The sequence below is a fragment of the Candidatus Poriferisodalis sp. genome (assembly GCF_965237655.1).
In the GTDB taxonomy this organism is placed as follows: Bacteria; Actinomycetota; Acidimicrobiia; order Acidimicrobiales; family Poriferisodalaceae; genus Poriferisodalis.
The window spans coordinates 902,988-921,666 of record NZ_CBDEGB010000002.1; the positions used below are offsets into that span (position 1 = coordinate 902,988).

17 protein-coding genes are annotated in these 18,679 nt (G+C 66.1%); 10 read left to right on the forward strand and 7 right to left on the reverse strand.

Going from position 1 to position 18,679, the window contains the following annotated elements; genetic code table 11:
• Positions 1-62: 62 nt before the first annotated feature.
• On the forward strand, positions 63-1,250 hold the full coding sequence (locus tag ACPXYO_RS12305; protein ID WP_423920837.1) for a CaiB/BaiF CoA transferase family protein: 1,188 nt from the start codon (positions 63-65) through the stop codon (positions 1,248-1,250).
• Between the two features lie 10 nt (positions 1,251-1,260).
• Here the strand turns inward: ACPXYO_RS12305 and ACPXYO_RS12310 are convergent, their stop codons facing one another.
• Positions 1,261-2,502, reverse strand: a complete 1,242-nt coding sequence (locus tag ACPXYO_RS12310) for an acyl-CoA dehydrogenase family protein (protein WP_423920839.1) — start codon at positions 2,500-2,502, stop codon at positions 1,261-1,263.
• Positions 2,503-2,596: 94 nt separating this feature from the next.
• Between ACPXYO_RS12310 and ACPXYO_RS12315 the strand changes: the two genes are divergently transcribed.
• The 4 genes from ACPXYO_RS12315 to ACPXYO_RS12330 all read left to right on the forward strand — a co-directional run bounded on the left by ACPXYO_RS12315 (position 2,597) and on the right by ACPXYO_RS12330 (position 6,698).
• Entirely contained in the window at positions 2,597-3,232 is a 636-nt protein-coding gene (locus tag ACPXYO_RS12315; RefSeq protein WP_423920842.1) for an NUDIX hydrolase, read from the forward strand.
• A gap of 213 nt (positions 3,233-3,445) precedes the next feature.
• Complete coding sequence (locus ACPXYO_RS12320) at positions 3,446-4,855, forward strand: DUF222 domain-containing protein (RefSeq protein ID WP_423920845.1); 1,410 nt, start codon at positions 3,446-3,448, stop codon at positions 4,853-4,855.
• 199 nt (positions 4,856-5,054) lie between these two features.
• On the forward strand, positions 5,055-5,894 hold the full coding sequence (locus tag ACPXYO_RS12325) for an SMP-30/gluconolactonase/LRE family protein (protein ID WP_423920848.1): 840 nt from the start codon (positions 5,055-5,057) through the stop codon (positions 5,892-5,894).
• 24 nt (positions 5,895-5,918) lie between these two features.
• A complete protein-coding gene (locus ACPXYO_RS12330) occupies positions 5,919-6,698 on the forward strand; it encodes an alpha/beta fold hydrolase (RefSeq protein WP_423920851.1) in 780 nt (259 codons plus the stop codon).
• Positions 6,699-6,720: 22 nt separating this feature from the next.
• Here the strand turns inward: ACPXYO_RS12330 and ACPXYO_RS12335 are convergent, their stop codons facing one another.
• Positions 6,721-7,500 carry an SDR family NAD(P)-dependent oxidoreductase gene (locus ACPXYO_RS12335; RefSeq protein ID WP_423920853.1) on the reverse strand — a complete coding sequence of 260 codons (780 nt, stop codon included), beginning with the start codon at positions 7,498-7,500 and terminating at the stop codon, positions 6,721-6,723.
• A 190-nt stretch (positions 7,501-7,690) separates the two neighbouring features.
• Here ACPXYO_RS12335 and ACPXYO_RS12340 point away from each other — a divergent pair, with 190 nt between their 5' ends.
• Positions 7,691-9,052 (forward strand): MFS transporter, encoded by a 1,362-nt coding sequence (locus ACPXYO_RS12340; RefSeq protein WP_423920856.1) that lies wholly within the window; start codon positions 7,691-7,693, stop codon positions 9,050-9,052.
• A 27-nt stretch (positions 9,053-9,079) separates the two neighbouring features.
• Here ACPXYO_RS12340 and ACPXYO_RS12345 read toward each other — a convergent pair whose 3' ends face one another.
• Positions 9,080-11,626 carry a DNA polymerase gene (locus ACPXYO_RS12345; protein WP_423920858.1) on the reverse strand — a complete coding sequence of 849 codons (2,547 nt, stop codon included), beginning with the start codon at positions 11,624-11,626 and terminating at the stop codon, positions 9,080-9,082.
• Between the two features lie 190 nt (positions 11,627-11,816).
• On the opposite strand from ACPXYO_RS12345, the gene ACPXYO_RS12350 reads away from it, so the two are divergent.
• The gene (locus ACPXYO_RS12350) at positions 11,817-13,076 is read left to right on the forward strand and encodes an AAA family ATPase (RefSeq protein ID WP_423920861.1); all 1,260 of its coding nucleotides are present in this window, start codon (positions 11,817-11,819) and stop codon (positions 13,074-13,076) included.
• Positions 13,077-13,117: 41 nt separating this feature from the next.
• Positions 13,118-13,723, forward strand: coding sequence for an RloB family protein (locus tag ACPXYO_RS12355; RefSeq protein ID WP_423920864.1), 606 nt, complete (start codon positions 13,118-13,120; stop codon positions 13,721-13,723).
• 120 nt (positions 13,724-13,843) lie between these two features.
• Here ACPXYO_RS12355 and ACPXYO_RS12360 read toward each other — a convergent pair whose 3' ends face one another.
• From ACPXYO_RS12360 to ACPXYO_RS12375, 4 genes are all read right to left on the reverse strand, one after another.
• Positions 13,844-14,917, reverse strand: coding sequence for an aminotransferase class IV (locus tag ACPXYO_RS12360; RefSeq protein WP_423920867.1), 1,074 nt, complete (start codon positions 14,915-14,917; stop codon positions 13,844-13,846).
• Positions 14,918-15,040: 123 nt separating this feature from the next.
• Entirely contained in the window at positions 15,041-15,631 is a 591-nt protein-coding gene (locus ACPXYO_RS12365) for an RES family NAD+ phosphorylase (RefSeq protein WP_423920870.1), read from the reverse strand.
• Positions 15,628-15,900 carry a hypothetical protein gene (locus tag ACPXYO_RS12370; protein ID WP_423920872.1) on the reverse strand — a complete coding sequence of 91 codons (273 nt, stop codon included), beginning with the start codon at positions 15,898-15,900 and terminating at the stop codon, positions 15,628-15,630. The genes ACPXYO_RS12365 and ACPXYO_RS12370 overlap by 4 nt, the downstream gene beginning before the upstream one ends.
• Positions 15,901-16,029: 129 nt before the next feature.
• A complete protein-coding gene (locus ACPXYO_RS12375; RefSeq protein WP_423920874.1) occupies positions 16,030-16,242 on the reverse strand; it encodes a hypothetical protein in 213 nt (70 codons plus the stop codon).
• Positions 16,243-16,436: 194 nt separating this feature from the next.
• On the opposite strand from ACPXYO_RS12375, the gene pgsA reads away from it, so the two are divergent.
• Together pgsA and ACPXYO_RS12385 are read left to right on the forward strand one after the other, a co-directional pair.
• Positions 16,437-17,042, forward strand: coding sequence for a CDP-diacylglycerol--glycerol-3-phosphate 3-phosphatidyltransferase (gene pgsA, locus ACPXYO_RS12380; protein WP_423920877.1), 606 nt, complete (start codon positions 16,437-16,439; stop codon positions 17,040-17,042).
• A 106-nt stretch (positions 17,043-17,148) separates the two neighbouring features.
• Positions 17,149-18,612 carry a molybdopterin-binding protein gene (locus ACPXYO_RS12385; RefSeq protein ID WP_423920880.1) on the forward strand — a complete coding sequence of 488 codons (1,464 nt, stop codon included), beginning with the start codon at positions 17,149-17,151 and terminating at the stop codon, positions 18,610-18,612.
• The last annotated feature ends 67 nt before the right edge of the window (positions 18,613-18,679 follow it).

An 18,679-nucleotide genomic window follows, 5' to 3' on the forward strand; every position in this document is an offset into this window, starting at 1 on the left:
GCCAGAATCGAACGGCGAGACGTCGGGAGGTTGCCGCGAATGGTGGGCGTTACCATCCGGCGATGGGAGCGCTTGACGACTACACCGTGCTGGACTTGGCCGTGTTGGTGCAGGGTCCGCAAGCTGCGGCCACCCTGCACGACATGGGAGCCGCGGTCATCAAGATCGAATTGCCGGGCATGGGTGACCTGGGTCGGGTCATCCCCGTTGCCGCGGACGATCCCCGAAGTCCGTACTACGAAGCGTGCAACCGGGGGAAGCGGTCGGTCACCCTCGACCTTCGCACCCCAGGTGGGAAGAGCACCATTGAGCGGCTCGTCGAGGCAAATGACGTTCTGATCCACAACTTCGTGCCCGGAACCATGGAGGCCTGGGGTCTGTCATACGAGCACCTGTCAGCCATCAATCCCCGGCTCGTGTACGCCGCCGGTTCGAGCTTCGGGCCTATCGGCGAGAAGTCCGCCCGCGAAGGGGCTGACATGACCGGTCAGGCCGAAGGCGGGCTCATGTTTGCGACCCGGATCGATGGCAGCCCTCCGATCATCAACGGGGCAGTCATCTCCGACCACGTCGGCTGCCAGAACATGGTCGCCGGCATTCTGGCCGCGTTGCTCCATCGGCACAAGACCGGTGCAGGGCAACGGATCGACGTGTCGCTCGTCGGCGGCATGATCTACGCCCAGGCGTCGGAGATCACCTACACCCTGTTGACCGGCCGCAACCCGGAGCGCAACCATTCGGGCCACGCCATTGTCCCGACCCTGCTCCACACCGTCGAGGCGGCCGACGGCTGGATCCACCTGCTCAGCGGCACCGGACCCCAATGGCCCGATTTCGCCCAATTGCTCGACCGACCCGATCTTGCCGAAGACGAGCGGTTCATGGCTCTCATGCTGGGCGCCGATGCCAGGGCCGAGTTGGTCGCCATCATCGACGAGGTGTTCCCGACCAGGACCATCAGTGATTGGGAGGCGACGCTCGACGAGGCCGGGGTTCGCTACGGGCTGGTCCGCGACTACGAGTCGATCGTCGCCGATCAGTCGATGTACGACAACGGTTACCTGCAACGGGTGGAACATCCCGACGGCAGCCGTGTTGTCATCGGCACCCCGATCCGCATGTCAGCCACCCCGCTCGAACCGGGCGCCGTCGCGCCAGAGCTCGGTCAGCACACCGAAGAGGTGCTGCTCGAGCACGGCTACACGTGGGATGACATCGACGCACTCCGCGAGCAGGGCGCCTTCGGCTGAGCGTGTCCGTTCAGTCCTTCGCGTAAGTGGCGACCAGCGAACGCGCAATCCGGTCGGTCTGGATCTCGGTGCTGCCGTCCACGTAGTTCGCAATGCGTGCACCCGCCAGGTGATGGCCCCACGGGTACCTACTGCGCAGGCCCTCCGCACCCATGGCCTGGATGCATGCCGCAATGTCGGCTTCGGCGGTCTCGGTGGCGAATTTCTTGGCATGCGCAGCTGGCAGGATCGCCCCCGAAGCGTCGCCGGTGCGAAGCGATTCCGTGACCGCATCGATGGCCCGGTCCGTCAGCAGCCGGGCTGCTTCGAGGCGGTTCTGCACGCCGGCGAGTTTCCACGCGAGCCCTTGGTGCTCGATGATCGGCCGCCCGAAGGCCTGACGCTGGGTGCCAAAACGAACTGCGCCTGCGAGCGTCGCCTCGACCATCGCGCAGCACATCGCTGCCACATAGGTCCGGGCCCCGTTGATGCCCGACAGGGCGGTCACGAAGGCTTGCCCGGGCGGCGCAATGACATCGTCGGCCGGGGCGAAATAGCCGTCGAGTAGGAAACCCCCCGTGCCGATGAGGTGGCCGCCGGCGAGTTCGTAGGGCGGCAGGCGTTCGAAGCCCGGCCGTGTGCCGTCCACCAGGAACGACGCCATGCCGCGGCCGCGCGAACCAGGCTCAGTTTGCGCGTAACAGAAGATGACGTCGGAGTGAGCGGCGTTGGTGATCCAGGCCTTGGCACCGTCGAGCCGCCAGCCGCCCTCGACGGGCGTTGCGGTGGTGGCGATGTTGGCGAAGTCGCTTCCCGCGCCGGGCTCCGTCAGCGCCGACGAGCCAAAACGGCGGCCCTCCATGAGGTCGGCCAGGTAGCGCTCACGGTGGGCATCGCTGCCGAACTGTGCCACTCGTGAGGCCACGTTTGCGGTGTTGACGAGGCTGAATGCGAACGGCATCGACACGGCACTCAGCACTTCGACGATGCGGCACTTCTGGGCGAAGCTCATCCCGAGGCCGCCGAGCGCTGTGGGAACTTCCATCGCCAGCATTCCGAGCCCCGACGCTTCCCGCAGAGCTTCGGGCGCCATCCGCTTCTCGCCCTCCCAGCGAGACACGTTCGGTGCCACAACCGTGTCGCGGAACTGCGTGACCTCGTCCACGAAGTCTTCGAATGACGCAGCGTCCATGCCGCTGGCTGGATCGTCGAAGTTGCCAGGCTCAGGAGGCGCGGCGTCAGGGCCCGAGGTGTCGGCGTCGGCGGCGGTCATCGCGGGGACGGTAGCAGCGGCCATCGCGGCCGAGCCCGCTGTCGTTGGGGGCGAACCCGGAGCCGTCACGCACCGCCGATCTACGCTTCGCCCTGTGCTTGGGGTTCCGAGTCTCACCGACGCCTTCGCGGCGCAGCCCCTGGGCGAGGTGCTCAACCACACTCTCGACACCCCGCATCACGGTCCGACCGCCGCAGTCGCCGCGGTGGTGCGAGCCAACGGCAGCAGCCCTGAGGTGCTTTTCATCGAGCGAGCAACCCGTGACGGCGACCCGTGGTCTGGCCACATGGCATTCCCGGGAGGCCGCACCGATCCGGACGACGATGACACGTTCGACACAGCGGTCCGCGAGAGCCGCGAAGAGATCGGATTCGACATCACCGCGCACAGCGGCGTTCGCTGGCTCGGCCGGCTCGACGACCTCGAGGGCAGCCCTCGCTGGTCGAACTCCGGGCTGCGCGTCACGCCCCACGTGTGCTGGCTCGAAGGCGCTCGACCCGATCTGACCCTGAACTACGAGGTCGCCGATGCGCTGTGGGTGCCGGTGGCCGAGTTGGCCGATCCCCGCCACCACATCGACTACCACTATCCGCCTCGCCCCGACATGCACTTCCCCGGTATCGAGGTCGCGCACGGCCGGGTGGTGTGGGGTCTGACGCTGCGGATGCTGCAGGACCTGTTCACCCGGGTCGGCCATCGGTTGCCGATCGATCTCAGCCCGGCGCGCTGACCAGCCCCACCCGCTGATCAGCCGAGCGATGCGGTCAGTGCGGCTGCCGATGGGCTTGGTGGCGGTGATCAAGGCCGCGGCGTGGGCGCGTATGGCGATATTGAAATTGATTGAAAAATAATTATTAGGAATATAAAATACTGTAATATATTTGTAACTATTCTCATGAGATGAAAATGTTCATATGTGCCACGGCGCTGCTAGAGTGAACGAATGTTCTCTCAGGTGCGGCAGGCGCTCGACTCACTCGCAGCAGCGCTCGACCGCGTCGACGCGGCGCCCACTGGGGAGCTGCGCGACGCGCTGGGGCTTGCCAAGCCGCTGCGCGCCAAGCTCGAGACGCTGGAGACCGCCGTGGCGTCTCAGATCGCACGGCGCGAGCGACACGGCGACGGCGGTGCCGGAATGCTGCACCAGATTGCCGCAGTCCCGCGCTCAGACGCGGCGCGCAATGTGCGCACCGCCGCCGAGCTCGAGCAGATGCCCGCTGCTCAATCTGCGCTGACCCAAGGCGAGATGTGCATGGCGAACGCCGCCCGTCTGGCCCGAGCAGCGCGCGACACCAGCCCCGAAGCGGTGCAGGGCGATGCTGAGCTCGTGAATCTGGCCAAGACGCTGCCGCCCGACGAGTTCGCCCACGCTTCCAAGCGCTGGACCGCGCAGCACCAGAGCGCCGCAGACCTCGCCGCGCGGCATCGTCGCAACCGGCGCAACCGCAATGTGCGCTTCTGGAACGGTGACGACGGAACTGTGCAGATGCGCGGCTCATTCGATGCCGAGATGGGTGCCCGCATCCAGGCCCGCGTCCGGGCCGAAGCCGAACGCCTCCGCCAAGCCGACCGCCGCCTGAAGCGCACCCGCCCAGCCGCGAGCCCCGACGACTCAGCCCTCCACGATGCAGCACGCAGCAGTTCGACAGGCGACGGCGCGGTGCGCACCCGCGATCAACGCATGGCCGACGCGCTCGACCGCATCCTCGCGCAGGCCGCCCCGACGCCCGCCACTGCCCGCGACACAGCCTCCGGCGACACCGCTGCTGGCGACATGATGCCCGGAAGCACTGCCTCCGGTGGTGGCCACGCGGCCTCGAACGGCACTGCGTCCGGTGGTGCGGTCTCCGGTGGCGCAGGCTCGGTGGGGCACAAGGGGCCATCCACGGAGATCATCGTGCGAGCCGACCTCGGGGACCTGCTCGACGAGTGCGGAGGGATGGGCGAGATCGCCGGTGCAGGCCCAGTCCCCGCCAGCGTGATCGATCGCCTCAGCTGCAACGCCGACATCTCGGTCGTGCTGTTCGGCAAACCTCTCACACCCCTCTATGAGACCGCCGCCGGGCGGGCGCCCACCGCGGCGCAGCGCCGCGCCCTGATCGCCCGCGACGGCGGGTGCATTGGCTGCGGTGCAGTGCCCAGCGACTGCGAAGCACATCACATCGTCCCCTGGAGGTGTGGCGGCGCGACGCGGGTTGACAATCTGGTGCTGGTGTGCTGGTCCTGCCACGACCGCATCCACGACCACAACTGGCAGGTCGTCGTCCGCGACGGCCGCTACCGGCTGGTGGTTCCCGACGCCGCGTCGCTGCCCAACTCCGCACCGTCCCGCAAACCCGCCCTATTTCCCTAATACATGCCACAGCAGCGCGGCTGGTGGTTCCCGACGCCGCGTCGCTTCCCACCCCTGCGCTATCCCGCAAACCCGCCCCTTCTTGCTCGGGCAGCAGCTATGCGCCAGCACACGTCATGTTCGTTAGGGTCCGCACACCGCCGGCCTGTGGGCCGGGGTCGATGGCCGAGCGTCAGGACTTGGAGTGGGGGAGACGTCGATGAGCGCTGAGTTCGAGCTGGAGCTGCTGAGTTCGGGATGGGGGCTCATCGAAGGCCCCCGAGTCGACGAGCACGACAACTTCTACTTCTCCGATGTGCCCAACGGCGGCGTGCGCCGGCGGACACCTGGCGGAGAGATCGAGGTGGTGGTTCCCAAGCGGCGAGGTGTGGGCGGCATGGTGCTGCACGCCGACGGCGGCGTCGTCGTCAGCGGGCGCAATATCCAGCACGTCACTGAAGCCGGCTCCACCGTGCTGTTTGCGCCTGAAGTCGCCGGCTTCAACGACATGCACACCGATGCGCTGGGCCGCGTCTACGTCGGCTCGCTGCGTCGCAACCCCTTCGACGAGTCATCCGCCGATGAAGCCGGCGAGCTCTACCGCATCAACCTGGATGGCTCGGTGGACGAGGTCTACGGCGAGGTGCGGCTCACGAACGGCATTGGCTTTTCGCCCGACGGCACCCGGCTCTATCACTCCGACAGCATTCCGGGCCGGGTCTGGGTGTCCGACGTGGACGGCGATTCGGTGACCAACCGGCGCGAGTTCGTGCGTGACAGTCAGGTTCCGGACGGCTTGGCAGTAGATGTCGATGGCGGCGTGTGGGTGGCGTTGGCCGAAGGCGGCCGGGTGCAGCGCTACACGCCCGACGGTGAGTCGGACGTCGCAGTGCCGGTGCCCGACCAATTCGTGACCAGCGTCTGCTTTGGCGGTGCTGACATGCGCGATCTCTACGTGGTGACCGGCGGCGGCACTTCCGACGGCGGCTGCGTTTACCGGACTCGTGCGCCCGTGGCCGGCGTGCCCACCGCCTTGGCGCAGGTGCGCTTGAGCCAGTGAGCCCGAGTCAATGAGCCCAGTTCTGTGAGCAATATCTTTCGCTGGTCATACGGTGCGCACGATGCACCTGTGCTGCTGTGCCTGCACGGCATCGGCTCGTGCGCCGATGCCTTTCTGGGGCAGCGTCCGCTTGCCGAGCGGCTCGGAGTGCGGCTGGTCTCGTGGGACGCTCCCGGATACCGCTATTCGGCCGATCCCGAAGACGCCCCTGGCATCGACGGCTGGGCCGATGCGGCTGCGTCGCTGATTGCTGCTGAGTCCGACGGGCCGGTTGCCGTGCTGGGTGTCTCGTGGGGCGGTGTCACCGCGACGCGCCTCGCCCTGCGGCATCCCAATGCTGTGTCGTCGCTCATCTTGGCCGATTCCAGTGCTGGCGCCGGGACCAAACCCGAACAGGCGGAGGCCATGCGAGCGCGGGCCACAGACTTCGTCGACCTGGGCGCCGAAGGCTTCGCCGCCGCACGGGCGCAGCGACTGGTGAGCCCCAGTGCGCGCGCCGAGCTGCGGGCGCATGTGGCGGAGATGATGATCCCGTCGATCCGCATGCCCTGCTACCAGTGGGCGTGCGACTCGATGGCCGAGGCCAACCACTACCCGGACCTCGAGCGCATCGCTGCGCCGACGCTCGTAGTGGTCGGCGAACACGACGAGGTCACCCCGCCGCGCGCCTCCCAACGGCTCGCGGAGGGGATAGCGGATGTTCGCTATGTGGAGATTGGCGACGCCGGCCACCTGGCGAACCAAGAACGGCCGGGCGCCTTCAACGACGCTGTCGCGGAGTTCCTCGAAGCTGTAAGAGGCTGAGCGCCTGGCGCGACGGCGCCAATCAGCGCGGGGGGAGCCGGATGCCGCCGTCGACGCGGATCACCTCGCCGTTCATGTACGGGTTGGTAATGCACTCCATGACCATGAACGCCAGCTCTTCGCCATAGCCGAGTCGCTTGGGAAACAGCACGCTCTGTCCGAGGTGCGCCTTGAACTGGTCGGATTGCTCACCTTCGCCATAAATCGGCGTGTCGATCAGGCCGGGAGCGATGGTGTTGACGCGAATGCCGGTGGCGGACAGGTCGCGGGCGACCGGCAGGGTCATGCCCACCACACCGCCCTTCGAGGCGGAGTACGCGGCCTGGCCAATCTGACCGTCGAACGCGGCAACCGAGGCCATGTTCACGACGGCGCCGCGGGATCCGTCGCCGTCGACGGGCTCGGTCTTGGCCATTGCCGAGGCAGCTTGGGCCAGCATGTTGAACGAGCCGATCAGGTTCACGTTGATGACGAAGCGGAATTGCTCGAGATCCATCGGCACGTTGCTGCGGTCGATGGTGCGCCCGGCGCGGCCGAGCCCAGCCGAGTTGACGAGCGCTCGCAGCGGCCCCATCTCCGACGCGGCATCTACCGCTGCGCTTGCGTCGTCGACGCTGGTGACGTCACATCGCACGAACAGGCCGCCGACTGACGACGCCACCTCGGCGCCGAGGTCTTCCTGCAGGTCGGCGATCACGACGTGCGCGCCGGCATCGGCCAGCTGGCGTGCACTGGCCTCGCCGATGCCCGACGCTCCGCCGGTGACGATGGCTGAAGCTCCGCTGAGGTCAAGACGGGGCATTTGGGCACTCTCCTGGAATGGTGGTATCGGTTGTGGCACGAATTGGTACGTCAGATCCGAGCCGAATTGAAGCTAGCGCCGGCTGCGAGACGCTGGCCCGCAACGCTGGTCACACCACGTCCGCGCCCCATTCACCGGCGCAGGCGAACCGGTAACGTCGTCATCCGGCTTGTCCGAAGGGGCTACAGGTATGACGGAATCACGGGCGACGACGGCGCCCGGCGGGCAGGCCCAGCCCCCTGCCGACAGCGACGGTCAAATCAAGGCATCGTCGGGGCCCGGACCGAACGACCGCACCAGGACGTTCGCAGCGCTGCATGTTCCGGCGTTCCGGGCACTATGGCTGAGCGGGGTGTTCTCCTTTATGAGCATCCAGATGCAGTTCCTGCTGCGGGGGCTGCTGGCGTGGGATCTCACCGAGAGCGAAGGGGCTCTCGGCATCGTGTTCCTCTTCTTCGGGCTCACCCTGGCGGTGTCGACGATGTTCGGAGGGGTGGCCGCTGATCGGCTCTCGAAGCGACGCCTCATGCTGGTCGGCCAGTTCATCCTCGTCCTCACGGCGCTCGGGATGGGCACGGCCCTCGCGACCGGTGTCATCCAGTTCTGGATGCTGCTCGTCTCCAGTGCCCTGCAGGGCCTGATGTTCGGCCTGATCGGTCCGGCTCGCATCTCGATGACAACCGAGCTTGTGGGCCGGGAACGTCTGGGCAACGCGATCACGCTCTCGTCGCTGTCGCTGAGCGGGAGCCGCGTGATTGCCCCTTCGCTGGCGGGAATACTGGCGGGAATCGCGCTGTTTGGCCTCGCAGGCGCGTACTTCGTCTCGACCGCCATCGCGACGCTCAGCTGCTTCTTGCTCTTCCAGCTCCCTGAGACGCATCGACCGCGGGCGGCCGAAGGCAACGAGTCACAGATCGCCCGCTATGCCCGCGCCAAACCATTGGCAGAGATCGGCGAGGGAGTCCGGTATGCGATGAGCCGCCGCGAGCTCCGCCGGCCGATACTGACATCGATTGTCGTGATCATGTTCGGCTTCAACTACGTCGCATTCATGCCAGCGCTTGTGGAAGGTGTCTTCGGCTATGGCGATGCATATGTCGGGTTCATCTCTGGGGTTGCGTCGGCCGGTGCCGTTATCGCTTCGATACTGCTTGCGTCGCGCGCTGACTCGTCGAGTGTCGGGACCATCTTGATCGGTCTGGGATTTGGTTTCGGCGCCTCGGTCATCGCCCTCAGCTGGGCACCTAGCTATGCAGTGGCGATGCTGATCGCGGTGGCCGTCGGCGCGGCATCTACCGGGTTCATCTCATTGATTCAGACAATCGTCATGCGTTCCACCGATGAGGCCTACCAGGGCCGCGTCCAATCGCTGGTGCAGCTGCCGTTCGCGGCATTCGCTATCGCAGCTGCGCCCTTAGGTGCGTTGGCCGAATGGGTCGGCGTGCAGCGCATGTTCTTGACCATGGGCATTGCCGTCACGCTTGCGATGGCGGTCTATGCGATGACCCATGTCGGCAATAGCCAGCGCTCGCAATCCGTGGACGTTGCATAGGCGTCGCGCGCCGAGCCGGCTGCGTCGTCAGTCGATCGCTTCGAGGATTGAGGTTTCCGACAGGCTTGACCGGATGTCGGTGTCGGCCACCGTGGGCACGTCGAGGCACCAGCGCGACATCGCTGCTTCCAGGGATGCCTTGACATCGCTGGCGATAGCAGCAGCATCATGCTCGTCGCACTCGATGACGACGCTGTCGTGGACGGTCTGCACAGCGACGGCAGTCGGATACTGCTCCAAGATCTCACCCAGCCGCCCATAGGCGTCGAGCATGACGTCAGCCACGCCGCCTTGGATCGGTGCATTGCGGTAGGCGTTGGCCATCTGGCCGACCCGGGTGTGCAGCGCGCGCTGCAGCAGGAAACGCTGGTCGGCTTCGCCCATCGAAACGCCGACCTCATCGACCACAGCGCGCCGCACATGCCTCTGCTCGAGCACCTTGTCAACGGCCGGGCGCAGAGCCTCTCCCGACGAAGCTGTCGGGGGCGCGAGCTCGAATTGCTGCAGCACCCGGCGCCACACCTCAGCGGGCCGAGGCTTGGTCGAGCAACCGACGACGGCTGCGGCTTCGCCCAGTACCCAGTCCACCGAGAACGTGAACTGCTGACGGCGCCCAGCCGGCGTCCGGGAGCTGAACGACAGCGGCGAGCCATCGGACCGAACGACCACCGGTGCCGCGAACGACAGCGCCCATGCCACCTCCGCGACAACCACCTCACGCAGGTCAATCTCCCCGCCCTGTGCGAAGCGACCTGCGTCGATTGCAGCTGCCCGTTCCGCTGCGAGCACCGCCTCGTGAACCTCTTCTGCGCTGTGATGCCGGCGCTGCTGGTTGCGCAGCGCGCGGCGGGCCGCATCGGTTCGAGGCCACAGCCCATGCAGTTGCAGCGTCAACGGCCAATCGGCATCGAGCGAGGTTGCTGCGAAGTGCCCGATGAAGCGGTCGCGTTCGTCCACCCACTGCGCGATGCCGGGGTAGGCGCCCAGATACGCCTCGATGAGCGCGTCGGCTTCGCCGCGACTAGTGGGCACACCGGCATCGGTGAGCCCACGCGACAGCCCCGCGCCGCGCTGCCCGTACAGAATGCCGAAGTTGATGCGCTTGGCCTTGGTGCGGAATTCCTCGTAGCGAGGCCGGTCCAGGGCGCCGAGTCCCGCAGGACCGTCCATCTGCACGCCGAACATTCGCTCGGCGGTGGCGGTGTGAATGTCATGCCCTCTCTCGAATGCGGCCCTCAAGCCCTCGTCGCCAGCCAGCTGGGTGGCGAACCGCAGCTCAGCTTGGCTCAGATCGGAATAGACGAATACCCGCCCTGGCGGCGGCTTCATGTACGGCTTCAGCCGAGGAGTGAAGTTCTGAGCGTTGGGATTGCGGCTGGCCAGTCGGCCCGTGTTCGTGCCCACCACCTGCAGGTACTCCGGATGGAGACGGCCGTCGGGCCACAGGTGCTCTCCCATCGTGTGCCCATAGGTGCTCAGCGTCTTGGACAGGTCGCGGTAGGCCAGCAGCGAGGTGCAGAGTTCGCCGCCGACGCCTGCCAGCACCGAAGCGCCCAGCGAATCGGTGGGCACCAGCGCACGGGCGCGGCCATCGGTCTTCGCGGTCCACGCCTCGACCCGGTCGGCGGTAAACCGATTCAACACGTCGCGGGCCTGCTGTTCGCTGTCAGGATTCCAGTTGGGCTCCAGGCCTCCGCCGAACAAGTCGGCCTGCCCGCCGCCGGTCAGGTCCGCCAAGTGGGTGAGCACGTCGACTCGCCGAGCTGCCAGTTCGGCCAGCTCGGCCTCCCACCCTTGGACGTCAAACGGCAAGCCCGCCCGCTCCATCCGGTCCAGGAATGGCCGGGCTGCCTGCTCGAGCCGGCACACCTCTTCCAACTCCGCTTCGCGCAACCGGTCACGCAGTACTTCTGACACCCACAGGGTCTCGACAGCGTCGGCCGCGGCGTAAGCCACCTGGCGGTCGCTCAACGGTCCGTTGGCCCCAAAGGACAGCTGCGTGGTTGCCTTGCCTTCGACGCTCAGTCCCAGATAGCGCTCGGCTGCCCATGCCAAGCCGTGGAAGAAGCCGAAGCCGGTCAATCCCTGATGCAGCAGGGCGTCGGCCAATTGGGCGTCCCACCAGCGCAGTGATCCCACAGCTGCGCCGGCAGCCTGTGCAGGGCCCATGAGATGCGTGTCGATCACGCGATCGTCGAAGGTGGCATTCCAGACGTCGGATGCCAGATCGGGCACCCGGAGGCCCTCGTGGAGCGCCGTGGCCAGCTCTGGCCCGTCGTGCTGGGCGACATCGACCACCCAGGCGCGCTCGGTGCCATCGGGAGCACGGGTCGCCGCGGAAATGACGCATAGCTGGGGGACCTTGCCGCGCGACCCCAATTCGCGAGGCTCGTACACCGTCTCGGTGTCCACCGCGCGCGCTGCGGAACCACGGAGCGCATCGACGAATTCGCCCAGATCGTCCCGACCCACGACCGTGACCGGCACCGCGGCGGGATCTTTGGTCGGCGCAGGACGTGGATCGAGCCGTCGGATGTCGCTTTCGGCGACGGCGACATCGGCAGCGCGGTTCACGAGCGCACCCTAGGACGGCCCTGTGACAGTCACCGGACAGCTGCGGAGCCGCAGCAGCGAGGTCGAGTGCCGCGCACCCTCAGGCATTTGCGTGTCTTAATTGTATCTTATGTGCACGTATATAACTAGTTTCGAGAATTCTGCGCGAAATCTAGTATGAAAGTGTTATTATCCGGCGAGGAGGCAACTCATGCTGCTGAGGTTTCAGGTCTCCAATCATCGCTCGATTCTGGATCCGGTCGAACTCTCCCTGATCGCCGTGGACGAGGACCGCCCTGCGACACGCAGCTTCGAACTGCTGTCGCAACAGGTACTGACAGTTGCCGGCGTCTACGGACCCAATGCCTCAGGCAAGTCAAACCTCCTCGATGCGATCGCGTGGCTGTCCAGTGCTGTCGCCACCTCGTTGCGCGGCTGGGACGACTTCATCCCTCGTGATCCCCACAGATTTGGCAAAGGCCCAACCACGCCGTCGCTATTCGGTCTCGACATCGTCGTCGATGGCGTCCGATACGAGTACCAGCTTGAAGTCGAGGACTCCGCTGTGCGCTATGAGAGCCTCCACAGCTATCCCGAGCGACGGCGACGAACGCTCTTTGAACGTCACGACACGGACATCCGCTTCCGCCGCGGACTCAAAGAAACCGGTGGAACTCAAGAGTTGCTGACGCCGAGCACGCTGGCGCTGTCCGCGGCGATCCGCTTCAAGAACCCGCAAATGTGGCGTGTCGGTCGTGCCATTGCTGGCATGCGCTCCCTCGGGTTGCGCCGGCCGTGGCACCGACGGCTGTCGTTGCACGACCCTTCCTCTTCTTCGCTGCGCTTGTTCACTGACGAGCACGGCGTTCGCCAAGAGCAGCTCTTCGGTACAGCCGCAGGCCATGCACGACCCCTGGACCTGCTCCGTTTCGCCGACCCCGGAATCGACGACGTTCGGCTCACTGAGACTGACGATGAGGGCGGCCCCGGCCCCCGCCGCCGGCTGCGCTTCGTGCACCGCGTCGACGATGAACCGGTCGCATTCGAGCTAGAGCAGGAATCCGCTGGAACGCAAACCTGGTTCCGCCTCATCGGCCCCGCACTTGGGGCGCTCCGGGACGGCCGGGTCCTGCTGTTCGACGAGATCGACGCCAGTCTGCATCCGCGGCTCTCAGCCCGGCTCCTCGAGCTATTCCAAGATCCGCAAACCAATCCTCGCGGGGCACAGCTGATCTTCACGACCCACGACACCTCTCTGCTCAATGTCATGAACCGCGACGAGGTCTGGCTCACCGAGAAAGAGCCCGATGGCACTTCCCGCCTCGTGGGGTTGGCAGAGTTCGGGGGAGAACGGGTACGCAAGTCGCTCAATCTTGAAAGGGCCTACCTGCAGGGCCGTTTCGGTGCCGTTCCCGAAGTTGATCAGATCGCCGTGCGCGAAGCCCTCGGAATCGCTTCCGCGGCACTCTGATGGCTAAGTCGTCTGGACGCAATCCTCAGAAATCGCGGCCCATGCGCAGACGCGTCGCCACCCGCAAGCCGAGGCGGACCTTCCTCGTGTTCTGCGAAGGCGAGCGGACCGAGATCGACTACCTCAAGGCGCTGAGACAAGAACCCGATGTGCGCGACGTGGCCTCCGTCGACATAAGGATCGACCGGGCCTCGGCTGGTGGTGTGCCGATGACTCTGGTGAAGGAGGCAGCCGATGCTCTTGCTCGCATCTCCGGCGAGGATGGTGAAATCGACGAGGTTTGGTGGGTATTCGATGTGGAGTGGCCGCGCAACCACCCGAACTTGCGGGAAGCCCTCGATCTCGCTAAGGCACGCGCCATTCGGACCGCGGTGTCGAATCCATGCTTCGAGTTGTGGCTGGCGCTGCACTTCAAGAAGTACGGCAAGTGGCTCGACAACGACGCCGCCGACAAACTGCGGCGCGACTATGACAGCGCCGTGGACAAGGGTGTGGACGGAGCCAAGTACATGCCACGTCGAGCCGACGCGGCTCGTCGTGCCCGCTGTCTGCGCGACAAGCATGAGAGAGACGGCACTGCCTTCCCCAACGACAACCCATCGTCGGGCATGTACAAGTTCCTCGAAGCGATCGAGGGCGCAGCGTGAGTGTTCAACGGGAGCGCCTCGCGTCGGTCAAGGTGGAGCGCTTCTCCGCTGCATGACTTCATTCCGTGACCGCTAACAGCACCTCACGCGTTCAGTCAGCAGATCGCTTGTGCACCTTGTTCAGCACGGATACTGCACTTCGATGAAGTCCTCCGGCGCGCCGTCGCCCGCAGTCGTCTCGGCCTCGATGATCTCGTGCAGTCGCTTTGCCACCGGACCCACCTTGCCATCGCCGATCGGGGCACCGTCCCACTCCACCACCGGGAAGACGTGGGTGTCGCCTCCGGTCATGATGAGTTCGGCGCCGGCGCGAGCTTCGTCCGCCCGCAACGGCCGCTGCTGCACGTCTCGCAGCAGCCCGTCCTCGCAGAGGGCTCCCCGGGCCAGATCCAGCAGCCGCCGCATGGTGGTGCCGTGCAAGATTCCCTGAAATGGGGGAGTGACGAGCACGCCGTCGTGGCTCACGCTGCATACGTTCAGCACGCACGCTTCGGCGATGAAGCCATCGTCGTCGACGATGATGCCGAACGTGCCTCCGCTGTCGGCCGCCTCAAGGTGGGTCAAGACGTTGAGCAGGTAGTTGTTCGACTTGATCTGGGCGAGCAACGGCGGCTTCATTGGCGTATCGCGCACCGTCGCCTCGCGGAAGCCGTCGCTCATCGGATCGAAACCGCCTGCGCCGAAGCTCATCGGGTCGAGCACGACGCAGTAGAAGCAGGGTTCCTCGCATTCGGCAGGCATGAACGAGAACCCGCCGGGTCCGGCCGTCAGCCAGTACCGGACGATGCCGTCCCGGGCGCCCGATGATGCAGCCGTGTCGGCGACCATCGCAATGAGCTCGTCGCGAGACCACGGGACCTCGAGGCGTGCCCCTGCTGCACTGGCCAGCAGCCGGTCGATGTGGATGCCGAGCCGGTACAGCCGACCGTTCACTAGCGAGCACGTGTCGAAGACACCGTGTCCGCGGTGGACCATGTGGTCATCGAGCGGCACGGTCATCACCATCGGATCGGTGACGACCCCACCGAGGTAGGAACTGAACATGGCGTAGCAACCGCGCTTGCCCTGGCGCTTGGCGGCCATCCGTTCGACGGCGTCGGCGGCACTGAGGATCCGTTGGGCGGGACGCACGCTGTCGCCTGCCTCGTCCGGTGCGGAAGAGCCGCCGTCCTCCGAGACCGTCCGCAGCGCCACGTGCCGATACTACGTGGACTGCCTCGGTCGGCTCAGGGAGACAAGCGAGACCAGAGAGTTTCTTGGAATATTGCAACTCCCTGTGGCCGAAGGGCTCGCCGACTGGTTGCTGCCCGCATGCCCTCAAGAAAGCGTCGGTCGTTGTTGGACAAGGATTGCGAAATCCATTCCCCGCTCTTGGAGTTCAGCCGGAATCGGTTCGGGATCGAACCACTCGAGCCGAGGATCGCGTCTCGATGCCGAACCAGGCGCGCCAAAGAGCGCGACAGCCTCCAATTCCATCGACGGGTCGTGGCGGACCCGATAGAGCAACCCGTCGAATCCGGCATCGAAGAGACTGCCAGCCAGTTGCTGCGATTCGCTGTAGTCCCGCCCCGTCGAGATCTCCGCCGTGATACCGAATTGGCCGAGAACTCTTCGATCCGTCAGATCGCCAAGTTGTAGTTGCTGGTTGAGGGAGGCAGTCGACACCCCGCGATCGGACACTATGTCTGTGTAGACGATCTCGAGACTGCCGAACACTTCGACATAGGCGGCAAGTGGTTCCCGTCCCAAGTAGCAGACGCCGAAGTCGTTTTCGCGGCCTTGTGGCGGTTCGAATCGGTTGTCTCCAGAATTGCCGAAGTAGCCGGGAGACTGAGAAGACCTGTGGATGCGATACAGGTCATTTCCCGATGGCAGCGGAAGCGCCGGAAAGTTCGCATAGTCGATCACCAGGCAAGTCGGACGGCCGTGCGGCTCGCAGCCCCGGCCACAGTCTCGTTGTCATTGCCGGACGCGATCCACTGCGCCGGCGTCTGCCCGTCCAAGTCTTCGACCTTGCGGCTCATTGCCCACGTTGCGATGAGCAAGGTGTCGATCTCGCGCAGATGCCGGTAGAAGGCACTCGTGACGAGCTTGACGGCTGGCCGTACTGCACGAGCATCCCGGTCGAATTGCCATACGGGAAACAGGTCGGTCGTCTTGCCCGCTATCGCAAGCACGTCACCCTTGCGTCGCCGCTCCGCGAGTTCTCGTGACGAGAGCCTCAGGAGCTTGCGGACTTGCTTCCTGTCAAGGCACTCTCCAACGATCTCCGGTCCCTTTCGAGGGCGCCGCACCGTCGCTGTGTCCTAGCGCAGCAGTTCTTGTACTTGCTTCTTGCGCGAGGAGGTCTCGCCCTTGATGGACGCACCGCCTTTGAGCGATACGCCAGCTTCGTTGCGCCACCGCTGCATCGTCGACGGCGCGACTCCGGCGTTGGCGGCTGCCTGCTTGAGTGGGAGGCCGCTCGTCGCGTACGCCAGTCGACGCCGCTCTATGTCGCTATGTCGCCTGCTTGCCATGCAGCCACTCCTCTCCGCTGTGCTGAGACTATTCCGGCCTCCGGCCAGGACCAAGAGGTTTGGGTGTCTTGGTCACAGTCGCATGATCGTTTGGACCCAGTCTCCCAAGGCCCATCGATTCGAAGGCGCGGCGACAGCCGGTCGCTCAAGAGCCTCCCTTCGCTTCTGCCGCGCTGGCCTAGCCTCGATCGGCAATGGGCGTGCCTCAGGCGGAGGGGGAGCCGGAATCCCCGACGTTCGGGCCGACGGCACTGGTGACCCCGGCCAACCTCGTGACGGTCGCCCGTATCGCGGCCTCGCCAGTATTCATCTCGATGATCGTGTCGTGGGGGGCTCGGTGGAGCACTTTCGCCACCGGGTTCGCGATCGCCATGACCGACTACCTGGACGGGTGGCTTGCCAGACGTCACGGCAAGACGCGCGCTGGCGCCTTCCTGGATCCGCTCGCAGACAAGGTGTTGGTGCTCGGCGGGCTGGCAGCGCTCGTATGGAACGGCCAATTCCACGCTGCACCCGTCATCATCATCGCTGCGCGGGAGCTGTTGATCAGCGCATACCGGTCACGCGCCGGCCGCAAGGGCATCACGGTTCCCGCCACACAGCTCGCAAAGTGGAAGACGTTTACCCAGTTGTGGGCCATCGGATTCGCCGTCATGCCACCCTTGGCGACTCACGTGCACTGGCTTGCCACGCTGACGCTGTGGATCGCCGTGGCGCTCACGATCTGGACCGGCTGGGCCTACCTGCGCTCGGCCCGCAGCGTGGCCGCGGCACAGCTGGGCGAAGAACCCGCATCCTGACACGCAGGGCGCTGCGCTGGACAGCGCCGCCCGGCACCCATCGGTCTCCTATGCGTGCGTACCTTCGCACTGTGCCGGTTGCCCCCTGCGCCTAGGGTCACCCGATGTGAAGACCGAGATCATCGCCGTCGGCACTGAGCTCTTGCTGGGTCAGATCGTCGACACGAACTCCTCGTGGATGGGTGAACAGCTCGCCCTCGCCGGTATCGACAGCCACTATCAGACGAAGGTGGGCGACAACTTCGACCGCATCGACGCGTCACTCCGGCTTGCGCTCGATCGCAGTGACGCCGTCATCGTGTGCGGCGGCTTGGGACCCACCCAGGACGACATCACCCGCGAGGTGCTCGCGTCGGTGATGGGCGCCGAGCTGGTCCTCGACGAGCAGATTGCCCAGCGCATCAGGGCCATGTTCGCCAGCCGCAGCCGTCCGATGCCCGAGAACAACTTGCGCCAAGCCATGGTGCCGACCGGTGCTACGCCGATACCGCGGCAGCCCGGTACCGCGCCCGGCTTGGTGGCGCCGATCCGGTGGGTGCCTGGCGTGGGAGCGGTACCGCCTGGTGCTGCATCTCCTGACGGTGCCGAGGTGCTCGATCGGGTGGTGTACGTGGTGCCGGGTGTTCCCTATGAGATGCGCGAGATGCTCAACGGCACGGTGCTGGGCGATCTGCAGCGACGCGCCGGCGTCAGCGCCGCCATCGAGAGCCGGGTGCTGCGGACGTGGGGCCAGAGCGAGTCGGGGCTTGCCGAGATGCTGGCGGGTCGCATTGACGAGCTGGACGAGATCGGCAACCCGACGCTCGCGTTCCTTGCCAGCGGTATCGAAGGCATCAAGGTACGGATCACCGCCAAGGGCGCTGATTCGGCCGAGGCATGGCGCCTCATCGAGGCTGAGCAGGCTGTGCTGGAGCCAATGCTGGGCGATCTGGTGTTCGCCTATGACGACGACACCATGGAGACGGCGGTGCTGGCCGAGTTGGGCCGGCTCGGGCTGACGCTCGGCGTCGCAGAGACGATCACCGGCGGCCGCATGGCGAACCGCCTCTCGTCAGCGGAGGCGGCCATGCGGGCCGGTACCGCCCCGGGTGGCGCCAAGCTGGGCGACCCCGGCTTGGCAGCCGCGGCCGGCGGCGATCAGCCGGATCTGTCGGGCCCACGCACTTTCGCTGGAGGCATCGTGGCCCGATCGGAGCACTTGGCCGAGTACCTCCTGCATGCCGGTTCGTCGGAGGTGTCGCCGCTCGGCGACGATCTCGTACCGCCGCTTGCGTCGACCGCCGGTGCCGAAGCGCTTGCGCGGGCTGCCCGGTCGCGCACTAACGCCAGCGTGGGATTGGCCGTCACGGCGGTCGAAGACCAGGCCTCGGCGACGGCAGAGCACCCCTTCGGCACCGCCTTCTTGGCCGTTTCGATCACCGCGCAGCCTGCGCATGGGGATGTGCCTGCGGTGGCGCACCGGGACAAGGCCGACGAGATCCGCCTCCCCGGCGACCGCGAGCGTCTCGCCGACTACAGCGCCATCTCGGCACTCAACCTGCTGCGACTGATGCTGGCCGGCCGCCGCTGATCGATTCGGGAGCATCCGCGGGCGAGCACCTGCGCATCCTGCGCGCCTGACCGGCACGGTGGCAGGC